Raw genomic sequence first — 15,749 nt, 5'->3', positions numbered from 1 at the left:
CCTGAAGAGTTTCGGTCGCCGCGAGGCGTACGAAAGTCTTGGATGAACGAACCCGCGGGATGGCGGGCGGGCCTATGGGGATTTGGGCTGGGCGTCGCCCCCAGCGGCGGAGCGACGGCGGGCAAACCTCGCCAGTGGCGTGCTTGGAAGTCCCCGGATTGGCAAGGCCTCAGCGCTTGGCGAAGCGAACCGGGGTTCGGCGATCGCGGGGGCACGGTTCATCCTGAGGTTCGGCACAGGGTGAGGCATGCCCCGAGGCGCGGTTCCTCGGGTGGTTGGCGGCGTCAGGTCATGCCGGGTCATGGCGAACCTGCCCGGTGCGACGTGGAGCGGAACGGCGGCCCACGGGGCTGATGCCAGCCCGCGAAGGACCCGACGATCGTCATGGGACCGCCGCAGCAGGGGCAAGGTGGCCGGGCCTGRCCGGGGCTGTCTTGCGGATCGGGTGCGTCGGCGCTGGGCCGCGGCGGGGCCGGGACGCCGAGGACCGCGCGGATGCGGTCCAGGCCTGCCGTCCGGTTCGAGCCCGTGAGAAAGCCGTAGTGCCGGATGCGGTGGAAGCCGCGCGGCAGGACATGGAGCAGGAAGCGTCGGATGAACTCCGCGGCCGACAGGGTCATGACCCGCGGCCGCCCGGCCTCGTCGCGCCKGTAGTCCTTGACGCGGAAGCTGACGCTCGCCCCGTCGAAGGCGAGGATGCGGCGGCTGGAGATGGCGACGCGGTGGGTGTAGCGCGCCAGATAGGCGAGCACGGCCTTCGGTCCGGCAAAGGGCGGCTTGGCGTAGACCACCCAGCGCTTCCGGCGCACCGGGGCGAGCGCGCGGGCGAAGGCCCTGGGATCCGAGAGTGGGGCCAGGGGGCCGAAGAAGGCGAGCGCCCCGGCCGCGTGGAGCGCGGCGAGCCGTTCGAGGAACAGGCGGCGGAACAGCAGGCCCAGCACCCGCACCGGCAGGAGGAAGCCGGGGCGCGCGGCGATCCAGCGGGTCCCGTCCGGGGAGAGGCCGCCGCCGGGGACGATCATGTGGACATGGGGATGGTGGGTCATGGCCGAGCCCCAGGTGTGGAGCACGGCGGTCAGCCCGATGCGGGCCCCGAGGTGCCTTGGGTCGGCGGCGATCCGCATCATGGTGGTGCTCGCCGCCCGGAACAGCAGGTCGTAGACGGCGGCCTTGTTGTGGAAGGCGATGGCGGCGATCTCGGCCGGCAGGGTGAAGACGACGTGGAAGTAGCCGACCGGCAGGAGGTCGGCCTCGCGCGCGGCGAGCCAGTCGCGGGCGGCCGCGCCCTGGCACCGGGGGCAATGCCGGTTGCGACAGGAGTTGTAGGCGACGCGCAGGTGGCCGCATGCGTCGCAGCCCTCGACATGGCCGCCGAGGCTGGCGGTGCGGCAGCGCTCGATCGCCGCCATCACCTTCAGCGTATCCAGGCTCAGATGCCCGGCCTGCTCGGCGCGATAGGCCGGACCGGCGGCGCGGAAGACGTCGGCCAACTCGATCGCGGCGGGCATCGTCTCAGTCCGGCGCTGCCCCCTGTCTATGGAACAGGGCGAGCCTGTCGAGGGGGCTGGTCACGGCCCGCACCGTCCGGGTTGCGACCTTGGCGTAGAGGGCGGTGGTGTCGAGCCGGCTGTGCCCGAGCAGGACCTGGATGACGCGGATGTCGACGCCGTCCTCCAGGAGATGGGTGGCGAAGGRGTGGCGCAGGGTATGGGGACCGACCCGCTTGGGGATCCCGGCCGCGCGCGCCGCCTCGACGACGACGCGGTGAAGCTGGCGTGTGCTGATCGGCCGTGCCCAGTCCTGGCCGGGGAACAGCCAGCCCTGGCGCTGCAGGACACCCTGCCGGTGGCCCTCGCTCCACCAGCGCCGCAGCAGGTCCAGGAGATCGGCYGACAGCATGGYATTGCGGTCGCGGCCGCCCTTGCCGCGTTCGATCCGCAGGATCATGCGGGTCGAGTCGATAYCGCCGATCCTGAGCGCGGCGACCTCGGCCACGCGCAGGCCCGCGCCGTAGGCGAGCGACAGGGCGGCGAGATGCTTCAGGCAGACCGTGGCATCGAGCAGACGCCCGACCTCGTCGGCGCTCAGCACGTCGGGCAGGGTGCGGGGATGGTTGAGGCGGACCAGCCTGCGGGCGAGATCRGGGCGGCTGAGCGTGTGGACGAAGAAGAAGCGCAGGGCGGAGACGATGGCGTTCATCGTCGGCACGCCGAGGCCGAGTTCCTGCTGGGCGATCTGGAAGCGGCGCAGGTCGTCACCGGTCGCGGTATCGGGCGATCGCCGCAGGAAGGCGGCCAGCCGCCCGACGTCGCGGATGTAGTTGCGCTGCGTCGCCCGGGAGAACCGGCGCAGGGTCATGTCGTCGATCAGGCGCTGACGCAGCGAGCCGCCGGCAGCGGCGGGAACGGCAAGGACGGTCATGGGATGGCTCCGCTCGAAGGGAGCCGGGATCGTCCGCCCGGGCCGGGCGACGCTCAATCGGCGCAGGGCCTTCGGCTCAACCCGCCGACGTCGACGCTGCCACCCCTCCCGCGCGAGCGGGTTCGTTCAANCGTCCGCCCGGGCCGGGCGACGCTCAATCGGCGCAGGGCCTTCGGCTCAACCCGCCGACGTCGACGCTGCCACCCCTCCCGCGCGAGCGGGTTCGTTCATCCACCCACCCTGGTCATCCGAGGTACAGACCAGTGGGGCTGGACTTGGCCGTAAGCGGAACGGCCGCTTCTGAACTCATTCGCCGGGAAATCGGACGGGCTCCTGGCGATCCAAGCCAGTCAACCTGATCGCCGAAAGCTCTTTCCTGATACGTCGATGTGGATGCCACCTGCCGGCATCGATCAGCCGGAGTGAAGATTTTGCAAGACCATTGCCGGAGGCATCCACCCCGACGCTTCCGCATGAGCAGACCGGACGAATGGCTGAGGCCTCCACGACATGCTAGCGGTGCTGCAACCGACAGCGTAGCAAGGCCATCTCTCCGGGATCGAACAGGAGTGCGATAGCGACAGCTGCATGGATACGCGGGAAGGCAGAGCCGTTCGCTACATCTTCGACGATTTCGTATTGAGCCCGTCCGAGCAGCGGCTTTGGCGAGCCGAAAAAGTCGTAAGGCTCGGGGGACGACCTTTGGAAATTCTGACCGCGCTCGTCGAACGCGCAGGTCAGGTCGTAAGCAAGGCGGATCTCCACAAGCGCGCATGGCCGCGAACGACGGTTGATGAGTCCAATTTGAAGGTCAACATCGCGGCGATCCGGCGCGCACTCGAAGGAGCGGAACCGGAGAAGCGCTTCATCGCGACGGTGAGCGGACAAGGGTACCGCTTCGTCGCGCCCGTCGACGTCATGTCCTGGCCGATTTCGGCAGCAGCGCGGCGCCATAACCTTCCGAGACCGACGGACCTGCTCGGCCGATCCGAGGATCTCGCGGCGATCGCCACGACGGTGCTGCAGCGACCGCTGGTCACGATCACGGGTCTCGGCGGCGTCGGCAAAACCAGCCTGGCCGTGACGGTGGGACACGCCCTCGTCGAGCAGTTCCCGGACGGGGTCTGGATGGTCGATCTGTGCGTCATCGACAGCGACCGCTATCTCGCGAGCGCGTTCGCTCAGGAAATGCGCATCGCAATCCATGCAGACGATCCACAGGCTGCACTGGCGACTGCCCTGGCGGATCGGCAGTGCCTGCTCGTCCTCGATTGTTGTGAGAACGCCCTCGATCAGGCGGCCCGGCTGGCCACCATGCTCGCGACCGCCGCGCCCAGAACTCACGTATTGGCCACGAGCCGGGAGCCGCTCCGGATGGCGCACGAGACCGTGCATCGCCTCCAACCCCTGCCGGCTCCGACAGCGTTCGGGACGCTCAACGCGAAGGATGTTCTGACTTTCCCGGCCGTGGCGCTGTTCGTCGCGCGCGCCTCGGCCGCTGCTCCAGACTTCAGCCTCGAGGACGACGACGCGTGGGCCGTCGTCGAGATCTGTCGCCGCCTCGACGGGTTGCCGCTGGCGCTGGAACTTGCCGCGACGCGGGTCGGGGCGTTTGGACTTCGCGGCCTCCTCCGTCTGCTGAACGAGCGCCTGGACCTTCTGGACGACGGCCGACGGGCAGGTCATCCCCGGCACCGTGGCCTGACCGCGACCTTGGACTGGAGCTACGGACTGCTGTCGCAGGGAGAGCAGACCCTGTTTCGACGGCTGTCCGTCTTTCACGGCGTCTTCCCGCTCGACGCCGCGCTCGCGGTCGGCCGTTCTGCTGGGGAGGCCGAGCATGCGTGCATCGGCCACTTGGCCGATCTCGTCGCCAAGTCGCTGATTGTCGCTATTCCTGGGTGGTCGGCCCGGTACCAGCTTCTCGACACGACGCGGGCCTACGGATTGCAGCGCCTCGCCGAGAGTGGCGAGGATGATGCGGTCCGTCGGCGGCACGCGGAGTTTTGTGTCGCGCAATGTCGCGACGTCTCGGCGCGCAGGAGCGCGAAGGCGGCATCCGACCCGCGCGAGGAGTTGGTCGCGCTCGTCCAAAACGTCCGCGCCGCACTCGACTGGTGCCTAACCGACCGGCGCGATCCCGTCCTCGGTCGAACGCTGGCAGCCGAGGCGCTTGTGGTGTGGGACACGCTCGCGCTGCTCCAGGAACGGATCGAGGCGAGCGAGTGGGCGCTCGCGTCGGCCGCCCCCGCCGACGGTCCGGAAGACCGGTACGAGATCACGCTGCGGGCGTCGCTCGCTGCGGCCCTGCTGCAGGTCGAGGGTCCGACGGCGCGGATTGCGGAGTTGTGGAGCGGGGCGCTCGCCCGCGCCGAACGGCTGTCCGACCGCGATGGCCAGTTGCGGGCGCTCTGGGGCTTGTGCGACTTCCAGACCTGGGTTGGGGACCACGGCGCCTCGTTCGCCCTGACGGAGCGCATCAGGACGCTGGCGGCCGCCAGCGGCGATCGCGCGGCCGGCGCGGCCGTCGACAGGCCCGCCGCCACCGCGCTCCGCTATCTCGGCCGTCTCGACGAGGCTCGCGAGGCAGCGGAGCGCCTGCTGGCCCGTGCGGCCCGCCGTGACAGTCCCGGCCGGCGGCTGGAGGATCACGGCTTGATCGCGGCACGCGGCACCCTCGCGAACGTCCTGTGGCTCCAGGGACGGCCGGATCACGCCGTCGCGGCGGCGCGGCGCGCGCTCGTCGAGGCCGAAGCCAACGGCCAGGCCTTCGCCCTTACGAATGCCTTGGCGCACACGGTGATCCCGATTGCACTCCATGGCGGCGATCTCGACGAAGCCGAGCGCGGCCTCGCCCGCCTCGGGGACCACGTCGCGCGTCACGCCATGCGCATCTGGCAGGTCATCGCCGATTGCCTCGAAGCGATCGTGAGCCTCAGCCGGGGCGATGCGGGCGGGCTGCACCGCCTCGAGGATGCCCTCGTCGAGATGGGGGAGATCGGCTTCCGGATGCGGCGTCCGGCCTATATCGGCTCGCTGGCGTCCGGCCTCGCGGCGCATGGCCACCTTCCGGACGCGCTCGCTCGCATCGACGACGCGCTCGCCGCCTCCGAGCACGGCGGCGAACTCTGGTGCCAGCCGGAACTGCTGCGCATCAAGGGCGAGATCCTCCTCGCCTCCACCGGCGTCGCCGGCGAGGCGGACGCGGCGCGGCACTTCCTGCAAGCGATCGATCTGGCCGGCAGCCAGGGAGCGGCGATATGGCGCCTACGGGCCGCGACGAGCCTCGCCGCGCTGGATGACCGGTATGGTGGCCCGGCAGCCCTCGCCGCCGTCCTCGGCGGCTTCGACGAAGGGCTCAACACGCCCGATCTCAGGGCTGCGCGGGCGCGCCGTGCTGGTCGGGGGGGACTTGGCAGCGATGCGGGCCGGCCGGTCTCCCTGGCCTGACGCCGCCGCCCATGAGCCGATGTGCGGCGAGGGCAGCGGATCGGCGCTCAACAGGCTCCCTCCTTTATGCGTTCCCTGAAACGTCCAAGGTCGGATAATCGGTATAACCCTCGGCTCCCCCGCCATAGAACGTCGCCTGATCGGCCTCCGCGAGAGGGGCGTTGCGGCGCAGCCGCTCGACCAAATCGGGATTCCCGATGAAGGAGCGACCGAAGGCGATCATGTCGGCGTAGCCGGAGGCGATCGCCTCGATGGCGAGCTGCCGGTCGTAGCCGTTATTGGCGATGTAGGCCCCACCGAAAGCGGCGTGCAGCGCCTTGTAGTCGAACGCGGACGACCCGTTCGGCCCGCGCGTCTGCCCCTCGACGCAGTGGAGATAGGCCAGTCCCAGCTCCCCAAGCCTCCGAGCGAGATAGCCGTAGGTTGCCTGCGGGTCGCTGTCGAGCGGGGTATCACCGACAGCCCGCGTCATCGGCGAGAGCCTCAGGCCGACGCGGTCGGCACCCCACACCTCCGCGACCGCCTCTACGACCTCAACGGCAAGCCGCGTGCGGTTCTCGACCGAGCCGCCGTAGCGATCTGTCCTCCGGTTCGTGCTGTCGCGGATGAATTGATCGAGCAGGTAGCAGTTCGCGGAATGCACCTCGATCCCGTCGAAGCCCGCCTGCATGGCGAGGAACGCGGCGCGCCGATAGTCGCCGATCAGATCGGGAATCTCGTCAGTTCGGAGCGCGCGCGGCATGGATGGAGGTGCCTGCGTGCGGCTCTCGAGGAAGACGAGCTCACCGGCCTGGATGGCCGAGGCCGACACGGGCGCCTTGCCATTCTCCTGGAGGCTGACATGCGACATGCGCCCGACATGCCAGAGCTGGCAGACGATCCGGCCGCCTGCCTCGTGCACGGCCGAGGTCACACGCGACCATGCCTCGGCCTGCACCTCCGTGTAGATGCCCGGCGTGAAGGCATAGCCCCGGCCCTGCCGTGAGATGTTGGTCGCCTCGGTGATGATGAGGCCGGCCGATGCGCGCTGCCGATAGTACGCGACGGCGAGATCCGAATGGACGCCGTCCATGCCGGCACGCGAGCGCGTGAGCGGTGCCATGGCGACGCGGTTGGCGACGTCGATGGCACCGATCTTCGTTGGAGAAAACAGATCACGATCTGCGGTCGTCGGCATGTGCGGGATCTCTCCTTGCCTCACAGGTTGCAGACGCGCGCGTTGCCCGGCATTGGGAATCCGACCGCTGCGTTTGCAAGTCTCGCCTCTCACTCCGCCCGGGCGGCCGTCGCGCTCCGGTTGGCGTACATGAGCTCCGTCGAGTGCGAGTAGATCTCGATCAGGTTGCCCCAGGGATCCTCGCAGTAGACCGCCTTGAACGGCTCTCCTTCGAACAGTGTCCAGACCTTCGAGCGCTGCTTGCCGCCCATCTCAGCGATCCGCCGCGCGAGGCCCTCGACGTCGGGGTCGACCAAGCAGAAGTGGAAGACGCCGGTCTTCCAGTAGCGGAAGTTGTCGTCGACGGCTTCCGACTTCGGTGTGACGAACTCGAAGAGTTCGATCCCCACCCCGTTCGCGGTGGCGAGGTGGGACACGTATCCCTCCTCAAACCGATCACCGAAGATCCCCTTGAATACCTCGCCGATATGCGAGCCGTCGTGCCTGACGTGCAGGGGCCCGATGATGTGCCGGCAGCTGAAGGCCTTGGTGTACCACTCGGTCGCTGCCCGGATGTCGGTGACGGTCAGGCCGACATGCGTCACGGGAACGGGATGATAGGCCATCTCTCTCTCCGCAGGTGAAGAATCAGGCCGCGCGCGGCAGCCGGTCGAGCAGCTTGTCGAGGGTGATGGGATAGTCGCGGACGCGGATGCCGGTGGCGTTGTAGACGGCGTTCGCCACCGCCGCGGCCGCCCCGCACAAGCCGATCTCGCCGATGCCCTTGGCCTTCATCGGGGACGAGACCGGGTCCGGATGGTCGAGGAAGACGACGTCGAGGTGCGGGATGTCGGCATGGACCGGCACCTCGTAGCCGCCGAGGTCGTGGTTGATGAAGAAGCCGTGGCGCGTGTCGACGACGAGCGCCTCCATGAGCGCCGACCCTACCCCCATCGTCATGGCGCCGATCACCTGGCTTCGCGCCGTGAGCGGATTGAGCACCCGGCCGGCATCGATGACCGCGAGCATGCGGCGGACGCGCATCTCCCCGGTGAACCGGTTCACGGCGACTTCGGCGAACTGCGCCCCGAAGGTGGCTTGGACGAACTCCTTGTCGAGGTCGCCGTAGGTGATCCGGTCCTCGGCGGTCAGTGATCCGGTCTCAACGGCGTCGCGGAGAGGTACGCTCCGACTGCCCGCCGTGACCCTCCCGTCCGCGAACGCCACGTCCTCGGCATTGAAGCCGAGCCGCGCCGCGACGCTCGCCCGCAGCGCCACGCAAGCGGCGTAGAGCCCGGACGTGGCGTTGTTCGCGCCGAACTGTCCGCCGGACCCGGCGGCTTCGGGGTAGTCCGAGTCGCCGAGCCGCACCGTCACGGCCTCGATCGGCACACCCATCATCTCGGCAGCCGTCTGGGCGAGGATGGTGTAGCTGCCGGTCCCGATATCGGTCATGTCGGTCTCGACCGACAGCCGGCCATCTTGCTCGAGCCGGACGCGGGCACCGGACGGCATCAGGAGGTTCTGGCGAAAGCCCGCCGCCATGCCCATGCCGACGAGCCAGCACCCATCGCCCACAGCGCCGGGCACCGGGTTGCGGCGCGCCCAGCCGAAGCGGTCCGCGCCGAGTTGGAGGCACTCGATCAGGTGCCGCTCCGAGAACTGCCGGTGCGGCTTGCGCGGATCGACCTGCGTGTCGTTCCGAATCCGGAAGGCGACGGGATCGATGCCTAGCTTCTCGGCCATCTCGTCCATCGCGATCTCGAGCGCCATCAGGCCCGGGGCCTCACCCGGAGCCCGCATGTCGTTGCCCTCGGCGAGATCGAGGGTCGCGAGCCTCATGGACAGCTCGCGGTTCGGGGCCGCGTAGATGAGCCGTGTCGGCGCGATCGCCGCCTCCGCGTAGGCGCCGGACAGATTTCCGTTGAGGCTGTGGTGGCCGATCGCTGTGAGCCGCCCGTCATGAGTCGCACCGAGACGGATGCGCTGGATCGTGCCGGCGCGGCGCGTGCCGTTATTCGCGATCAGCGGACGCTGCAGCGCGACCTTGCACGGGCGTCCGACGGCTCTGGCGCCGAGGGCCGAGAGGAGCGCGTCGCTCCGCATTATGAGCTTCGATCCGAACCCGCCGCCGATGAACGGCGCGTCCAGCCGCAGATCCTCCTTCGCGATGCCAAGCGCCTGCGCGAGGCTGTTGCGGTGCCAGGAAACGACCTGCGCCGAAGTCCAGATCGTCAGCTTGCCGTCGCGCCACGCGGCCGTGGTGGCGTGCGGCTCCATCATCGCATGAGTCTGGTCGGGGGTGGTGTAGATCTCGTCCAGGATCACGGGAGCGGCGGCGAGCGCTTCCTCGAACGCCCCGATCCGATCGACCACGGGGTAGTCCGGATTGTCGCGATCCGCGATCGGCTCGGCCTTGCCAGCCTCCGCCGCCAAATCGCAGCGCGCCGGCTCGGCTTCGTAGTCGACGCGGACGAGGTGGGCGGCCGCGCGCGCCTCCTCGAAGGTCTCTGCCACGACGAGCGCGACGGCTTGATGATAGTGGCGTACCTCGGCACCGCCGAACAGGTGGAGGGTCGTCCGGAACCCCGGCGGGGCGGAATCGTGCTCGAGCGTCGTCAGGATCGCGAGGACGCCCGAAGCCCTTCGTGCGGCCGCGGCGTCGATCCGCGTCACCCGACCGCGGGCGATCGTGGCGCCGACGATCCAGCCATAGGCAGGATCGGTCGCCGCATCGTGCCGCTCGTAGGCGTAAGGCGCCGTCCCGGTGACCTTCAGGGCGCCGTCGACGCGCCGATGGGGCTGCCCGACGATGGTCTGACCGTCGATGGAGTTCTGCCCGGCAGGCGTGTCGAACCGCATGTCACACCCTCCCTTCGCTCAGCACCAGTGCGAGCGCGCGCTCGGCGAGCGGGATCTTGAAGGCGTTCCCGGCCGTGGGCGTCGCGCCCTGGAAGGCCGCCGTGATGACGGCTGCCGGTCCACCCGGCAGGAGCGCCTCCGCATCCTCCACCCGCCACGGTCGCGGTGCGACGCCGCCGAATGCGACCCGCCCCGTCCCGTCCTTGTGCAGGACGACTGCGACTGACACGATCGCGAAGGCGTAGGAGGCCCGGTCGCGGACCTTGTGATAGTGGTGCGTCCCGCCCGGCGGTCGCGGGAGCGTCACGGCGGTGACGAGCTCGCCCGGTTCGAGCGGGTGCTCGATCTCCGGCCGGTCGCCCGGCAGCAGATGAAAATCGCCGATCGCGATCCGGCGCTGCGACCCGTCGGGCCTGACGGTCTCGACGGTTGCGTCGAGGACACGCAGCGCCACGGCCATGTCGCCCGGGTTCTGAGCGATGCAATGCGGGCTCGTGCCCACGACGGCGAGCGAGCGGGTGACGCCCCCGAGGGCCGAGCAGCCCGAGCCCGGCTGGCGCTTGTTGCACGGCAGGGACGTCTCGTAGAAGTACGGGCAGCGATTGCGCTGCAGCAGGTTGCCGGCGGTCGTCGCCTTGTTGCGCAGCTGCCCCGTGGCGCCGGCCACGATCGCCCGCGCGAGGACGCCGTAATCGCGCTTCACGCGCGGGTGGGCGGCAACCTCGGTGTTGGTGGCGAGCGCACCGATGCGCAGACCGCCGTCCGGCAGATCCTCGATGGCCTTCAGGGGCAAATGCCGGATGTCGACGAGATGGGCCGGCGCCTCGATCTGGAACTTCATCAGGTCGAGCAGGTTCGTACCGCCCGCGATGAACCGGGCGCCTGGCCGGGCGGCGACGGCCGCCACGGCCGCTTCGGCGCTCGCGACGCGCTCGTAGCTGAAGGGCCGCATCAGGGCCTCCCCGCGACGTCCGCCACGGCATCGGCGATGTTGGAGTAGGCGCCGCATCGGCAGATGTTGCCGCTCATGCGCTCGCGCAGTTCGCCATTGTCCAGCGTCATCGGTGCCATGAGGTCGCCGGTGGCGTAGCTCGGCACGCCCGCCCTGATCTCGGCGAGGACAGCCACCGCGGAGCAGATCTGGCCCGGCGTGCAGTAGCCGCACTGGAAGGCGTCGTGCGCGATGAACGCCGCCTGCATGGGATGAAGCCGGTCCGGCCGGCCCAATCCCTCGATCGTCGTCACCGCGTCCCCGTCGTGCATGGCCGCGAGGCTGAGGCATGCGTTGATGCGAATCCCATTCACCAGCACCGTGCAGGCACCGCAATGGCCGTGGTCGCACCCCTTCTTGGTGCCCGTGAGGTGCAGGTGCTCGCGCAGGGCGTCGAGCAGCGTCACGCGGCTGTCGAGATCGAGACGCCGCCGTTCGCCGTTGACCGTGAGCGAGAGGGAAAGCGAACCGGATGCCTCCGGAGCGTGCTGATCGACCGCCCTTTGATCGACCTCATGTGGCCTGGGAGGACTCATCGGGTATCCCTTCCTCGTCGATCCAAACTGGCGCGATGGCCGTTCCGCACGGCCGAAGCGCCGAAATCAGGCTCTCGTCTCCCCTCTTCGGCCACCTCACCTCAGCCCCGGTTCGTCGCCGCCCGGCGCGCCTCGGCGGCGTCAGCAAACGTCTTTTTTACGGGACCGAGCACTTGGACGAATTCGAGCTGCTCGCCCTCGGGCCCCTTGCAGTAGATGATCGACCAGCCGTTCGACGGACCCTCGTGGATCTTGATCGTATTGGTATCCCTCGGCGCCGCGCGGCGCTGCTCCTCGGAGTGCACGGGTACGGTGCGGTTCGCCCTGACCTGCGTCATGCCGCGGCGGGCGCACTCGGCCTCGAGATCAGCGATGAACTTGTCGAAGTTCACGTCATCGCGGACGTAGAAGCAGATGTGCATCGAGCGCGGGTAGGCCGGGCTCATGTGGTCGCGCGGCTCGGCCCAGCTGTCGACGCCGCCCATCGGCTGCGTGGCGTCGCGATACTGCAGGAGTTCGATGACGACGTTCTCGAACTGGACGAAGCGGACATCGAGCCGCTGGGAGCCACCCTTCAGGTCCGGGACGCCGATGGTGCGAGGATCGACGCGGCGCTCGCGGGCAACGATCTCTTGATCGGCCATCAGCGTGAAATGGACCGGCTCCCCCTTGAAATCGCCATCACGCATGACCTCGGTGCCGCCGAGTACCTCGGTGTAGAAGGCGAAAGCCCGGTCCATGTTCTGGACCGTGACGCCGAAATGCTGCACGCCTTGCAGGCGCGCGCCGAGTGGACCATCGTCACGTCCGCCCAGTCGCCCAGTCTGCGCGGAGGCAGTAGTTGCTCCGAGAAGGCCCACGGCTGCAGCGGCACCGGCAACCTGAAGGACTTCACGGCGAATGTGTCCGCCATGCCCGTCGTTGCTTTGATGGTTCATAACGATACACCGGCTCGAGGTTCTCAGCCCAGAGCTATACTAATGTCGCGAGCGATGTGCAGGTAAAAAAAGGTTAAATTCGACAAGGCGCCGGCTCTCTGATGGGGCGGCGCGCAGCACCGAAGGTCTGCTTCTTGGCTAATGACCGAGTGCAGGTTGTGGTGAAACTGGAATGCGCAAGTTGAGCTGCTATAAAGTCCGCTTCGAAGAAGCGGGCCCGGAAACGCGGACGGGCTAATACCGGCCCAACCCGGCTGCCTGGCAACGTTCACGTCGGCCTCGAGAGCGGTCATCAGCAGCCGCGCGCTCGTATTCGGGTTTGCCCGGTGTCGTCTGGACGCGGTGATAGATCCCGGCGACGCCCTCGATATTCGTCGAGATCGGGACGCGCATCGCTCAGACTCCGAGGATATCGGCCCAGCCGGGCAGGAGATCGGTCAGGGCGTCCCGCCGGTGGCCGTCGCGGCCCGTGACCGCCTCGGCCCGCCAAAGGGCGTGGACGATCGCTTGCTCGATCCCGTCCGCGGCGGCCTCGAACAGCGGGTCGAGCTCCGCGTCGTGCAGCAGGGCGGGCGCCGGCATCGGGCGGCCGGGATCCTGCGGCACCGTGTAGGCGGTCGAGAAGGCGAGCGCGATATCGCCGCTGCCGTGGCCGAACACCGAGCCGGTCCGGGCGAGGCCTGCCCCGGCCCGCAGGGCGAGGCGGCGGAGCTGACGCGCGTCGAGGGGCGCGTCGGTGGCGACGATCATGATGATCGAGCCCTTCTCCGGCGGTTCGGTGCCGGATTCCGGCTTCCCGGCGGCCCCCCGGAGCTGAGCGGCGAGCGGCACGCCGCGGACCCGAATCTGGGACGGCTTGCCGAAATTCGACAGGACGAGCGAGCCCAGCGTGAACCGGCCCCGCGCGCGCGCGCGGACCCGCCGGGAGGCGGTGCCGATGCCGCCCTTGAGCCCGAAGCTCGACATCCCGCGCCCGGCCCCGACCGACCCTTCCGCGACGGCGGCGCCCGCCGCGTCCAGGGCGTCGCGATAATGGGACGCCTCAACTGCCATCCGCTGAAGGTCGTTGAGGTAGCCGTCGTTGCACTCGAAGACGAGCGGGTTGAGCGTCGGCAGCGCGCGCCCGATTTCCGGATTGTCGGCGATCGCGGCGCGGATCTGGGCGGCGACCACCGCCGGCACCGCGAAGGTGTTGGTCAGGGCGATCGGCGTCTCCAGCACACCGAGTTCCTCGACCTGCATCAGGCCGACGGACTTGCCGAAGCCGTTCAGCACGACGCCGGCCGCCGGAACGCGGTCCCGGTATGTATCGCCGCCGTGCGGCCGCACGACTGTAACGCCAGTCTGAACGTCGCCCTCGGCCAGCGTGCAATGGCCGACCGTCACGCCCGGGACGTCGGTGATGGCGTCGCGCGGACCCCGCGGCAGGCGGCCGACGCGGGGCGCGGGGCGCGGGGGGCCGGCCGGCGTCACAGGCGGTCGATCTTCGGGTCGAGGGCGTCCCGGAGGCCGTCCCCGAGGAGATTGAAGGCCAGCACCGTGAAGAAGATCGCGAGGCTCGGGAACAGCGCGACGTGCGGTGCCGAGACCATGTCGGCGCGGGCCTCGTTCAGCATGGCGCCCCATTCGGGCGTCGGCGGCTGCGCGCCCATGCCGAGGAAGGACAGGCTCGCGGCCGTGATGATCGAGGTGCCCAGCCGCATGGTGAAGTAGACCACGATGCCCGAGATCGTGCCCGGCAGGATGTGGCGCAGGATGATCGTCCGGTCCGGAGCGCCGATGCTCCGCGCGGCCTCGATGTAGGTGCTGTTCTTCAGGACCAGGGTCGTGCCGCGCACGAGGCGCGCGAAGGCCGGGACGCTGAAGACCGACACCGCCGCCACGACGTTGACGAGCCCCGAGCCCAGGATGGCGACGACGCCGAGCGCCAGCAGGATGCCCGGGAAGGCGAACAGCACGTCGGACATGCGCATGACGATCCGGTCCCACCAGCCGCCGTAGTAGCCCGCCAGGAGACCGAGCACGGTCCCGACGAGCCCGCCGACGGCGACCGAGAGGAAGCCGGTCGCCAGGGAGATCCGCGCGCCCTCGACGATGCGGCTCAGGATGTCGCGCCCGAGGGGATCGACGCCGAGCCAGTGCGCGAGCGACGGGCCCTCGTTGATCCGGTCGTAGTCGAAGTCGTTGACCGGGTCGTAGGGCACGATCCACGGCGCCAGCACGGCGACCACGACCAGCAGGCCGATGAAGCCCAGGGCGAGGACGGCGACGCGCTGGCGCCGGAACTTGCGCCAGAATTCCGACCACGGCGTCCGGATGCCGGTGGGGACGGGCGCGACGGTGGGGACGGCGGGGACGAGGATATCGGTCACGGCCGGCTCACCTGTAGCGGATGGTCGGGTTGATGAGGCCGTAGAGCACGTCCACGACCAGGTTGATCAGGATGAACTCCAGCGAGAACAGCAGGACCAGGGCCTGGATCACCGGGTAGTCGCGCTGGTTCACGGCATCGACGAGCAGGCGGCCCATGCCGGGCCAGTTGAACACCGCCTCGACGACGATCGAGCCGCCGAGCAGGAAGCCGAACTGCAGGCCCATCATGGTCACGACCGGGATCAGGGCGTTGCGCAGGCAGTGCTTGGCGATCACGACGCGCTCCTTGAGCCCCTTGGCGCGGGCGGTGCGCACGAAATCCTCGCCGATGACCTCCACGAAGGCCGCGCGGGTGAAGCGGGCCATCACGGCGGCCACGGCCGCGCCGAGCGTCAGCGACGGCAGCACGTAGTGCCGCCACGTGTCGGCGCCGACGGTCGGCAGCCAGCCGAGCTCGACCGAGAAGATCTGCATCAGGAGGATGCCGAGTGCGAAGGCGGGGAACGAGATGCCGGACACGGCGAGCGTCATCCCGAACCGGTCGGGCCATTCGTTGCGGTAGACCGCCGAGACGATGCCGATGATCAGCCCGAAGGCGACCGCCCAGGCCATGCTGGTGAGGGTGAGCAGGAGGGTCGGCAGGAAGCGCTCGCCGATCTCGGTCGAGACCGGGCGGCGGGTGCGGATCGAGACGCCGAGATCGCCGCGGGCGAGGTTGGCGAAGTAGCGCACGAACTGTTCCGGCAGGGGCCGGTCGAGGCCGAGCTCTGTGCGTACCAGGGCCACCGTCTGGGCGTCGGCATCCTGCCCGGCCGCCAGCCGCGCCGGATCGCCGGGAAGCAGGTGGACGAACAGGAAGACGAGGACCGAGACGATCAGCAGCGTCGGCAGCAGCCCGAGGAGCCGCTTGAGCAGGAAGGTCAGCATAGGCTCGCGCCCGCGATCCGGGGTTTGCGTGAAGCGATCGCGCGGGACGTCCGCGCCGGGCCGGCCATCGTCCGGGCCGCTCGGCGCGGGGTCCG

At 69.4% G+C, this 15,749-nt stretch carries 13 protein-coding genes; 1 reads left to right on the top strand and 12 read right to left on the bottom strand.

The window, feature by feature from the left end; translation table 11 throughout:
- Positions 1 to 299 precede the first annotated feature (299 nt).
- Both ASG32_RS22480 and ASG32_RS22475 read right to left on the bottom strand, forming a co-directional pair.
- Complete coding sequence (locus ASG32_RS22480) at positions 300 to 1,508, bottom strand: IS91 family transposase (protein ID WP_056530881.1); 1,209 nt, start codon at positions 1,506 to 1,508, stop codon at positions 300 to 302.
- A gap of 4 nt (positions 1,509 to 1,512) precedes the next feature.
- A complete protein-coding gene (locus ASG32_RS22475; RefSeq protein ID WP_056530878.1) occupies positions 1,513 to 2,421 on the bottom strand; it encodes a tyrosine-type recombinase/integrase in 909 nt (302 codons plus the stop codon).
- A gap of 588 nt (positions 2,422 to 3,009) precedes the next feature.
- On the opposite strand from ASG32_RS22475, the gene ASG32_RS22470 reads away from it, so the two are divergent.
- Positions 3,010 to 5,871 (top strand): winged helix-turn-helix domain-containing protein, encoded by a 2,862-nt coding sequence (locus ASG32_RS22470; RefSeq protein ID WP_082557999.1) that lies wholly within the window; start codon positions 3,010 to 3,012, stop codon positions 5,869 to 5,871.
- Positions 5,872 to 5,935: 64 nt separating this feature from the next.
- Here the strand turns inward: ASG32_RS22470 and ASG32_RS22465 are convergent, their stop codons facing one another.
- The 10 genes from ASG32_RS22465 to gsiC all read right to left on the bottom strand — a co-directional run bounded on the left by ASG32_RS22465 (position 5,936) and on the right by gsiC (position 15,654).
- The gene (locus ASG32_RS22465; RefSeq protein WP_056530872.1) at positions 5,936 to 7,048 is read right to left on the bottom strand and encodes an alkene reductase; all 1,113 of its coding nucleotides are present in this window, start codon (positions 7,046 to 7,048) and stop codon (positions 5,936 to 5,938) included.
- Positions 7,049 to 7,137: 89 nt separating this feature from the next.
- A complete protein-coding gene (locus ASG32_RS22460; protein WP_020096133.1) occupies positions 7,138 to 7,653 on the bottom strand; it encodes a VOC family protein in 516 nt (171 codons plus the stop codon).
- A gap of 22 nt (positions 7,654 to 7,675) precedes the next feature.
- Positions 7,676 to 9,889 (bottom strand): aldehyde oxidoreductase molybdenum-binding subunit PaoC, encoded by a 2,214-nt coding sequence (gene paoC, locus ASG32_RS22455; protein WP_056530869.1) that lies wholly within the window; start codon positions 9,887 to 9,889, stop codon positions 7,676 to 7,678.
- Between the two features lies 1 nt (position 9,890).
- Complete coding sequence (locus ASG32_RS22450) at positions 9,891 to 10,841, bottom strand: xanthine dehydrogenase family protein subunit M (protein WP_056530865.1); 951 nt, start codon at positions 10,839 to 10,841, stop codon at positions 9,891 to 9,893.
- The gene (paoA, locus tag ASG32_RS22445; RefSeq protein ID WP_043713390.1) at positions 10,841 to 11,416 is read right to left on the bottom strand and encodes an aldehyde dehydrogenase iron-sulfur subunit PaoA; all 576 of its coding nucleotides are present in this window, start codon (positions 11,414 to 11,416) and stop codon (positions 10,841 to 10,843) included. The genes ASG32_RS22450 and paoA overlap by 1 nt, the downstream gene beginning before the upstream one ends.
- A gap of 101 nt (positions 11,417 to 11,517) precedes the next feature.
- Complete coding sequence (locus ASG32_RS22440) at positions 11,518 to 12,354, bottom strand: VOC family protein (protein WP_056530862.1); 837 nt, start codon at positions 12,352 to 12,354, stop codon at positions 11,518 to 11,520.
- Between the two features lie 234 nt (positions 12,355 to 12,588).
- The gene (locus ASG32_RS35325; RefSeq protein WP_234080784.1) at positions 12,589 to 12,747 is read right to left on the bottom strand and encodes a M55 family metallopeptidase; all 159 of its coding nucleotides are present in this window, start codon (positions 12,745 to 12,747) and stop codon (positions 12,589 to 12,591) included.
- A gap of 3 nt (positions 12,748 to 12,750) precedes the next feature.
- Positions 12,751 to 13,827 (bottom strand): P1 family peptidase, encoded by a 1,077-nt coding sequence (locus tag ASG32_RS22435; RefSeq protein WP_056530859.1) that lies wholly within the window; start codon positions 13,825 to 13,827, stop codon positions 12,751 to 12,753.
- Entirely contained in the window at positions 13,824 to 14,726 is a 903-nt protein-coding gene (gsiD, locus tag ASG32_RS22430) for a glutathione ABC transporter permease GsiD (protein WP_056530856.1), read from the bottom strand. Before gsiD ends, ASG32_RS22435 begins: the two co-directional genes overlap by 4 nt.
- A 7-nt stretch (positions 14,727 to 14,733) precedes the next feature.
- A complete protein-coding gene (gene gsiC, locus ASG32_RS22425) occupies positions 14,734 to 15,654 on the bottom strand; it encodes a glutathione ABC transporter permease GsiC (protein WP_056530854.1) in 921 nt (306 codons plus the stop codon).
- Positions 15,655 to 15,749: the final 95 nt, after the last annotated feature.

It is taken from the genome of Methylobacterium sp. Leaf361 (genome assembly GCF_001424445.1).
Lineage (GTDB): Bacteria > Pseudomonadota > Alphaproteobacteria > Rhizobiales > Beijerinckiaceae > Methylobacterium.
This window is presented reverse-complemented; position numbering and strand designations above follow the sequence as displayed.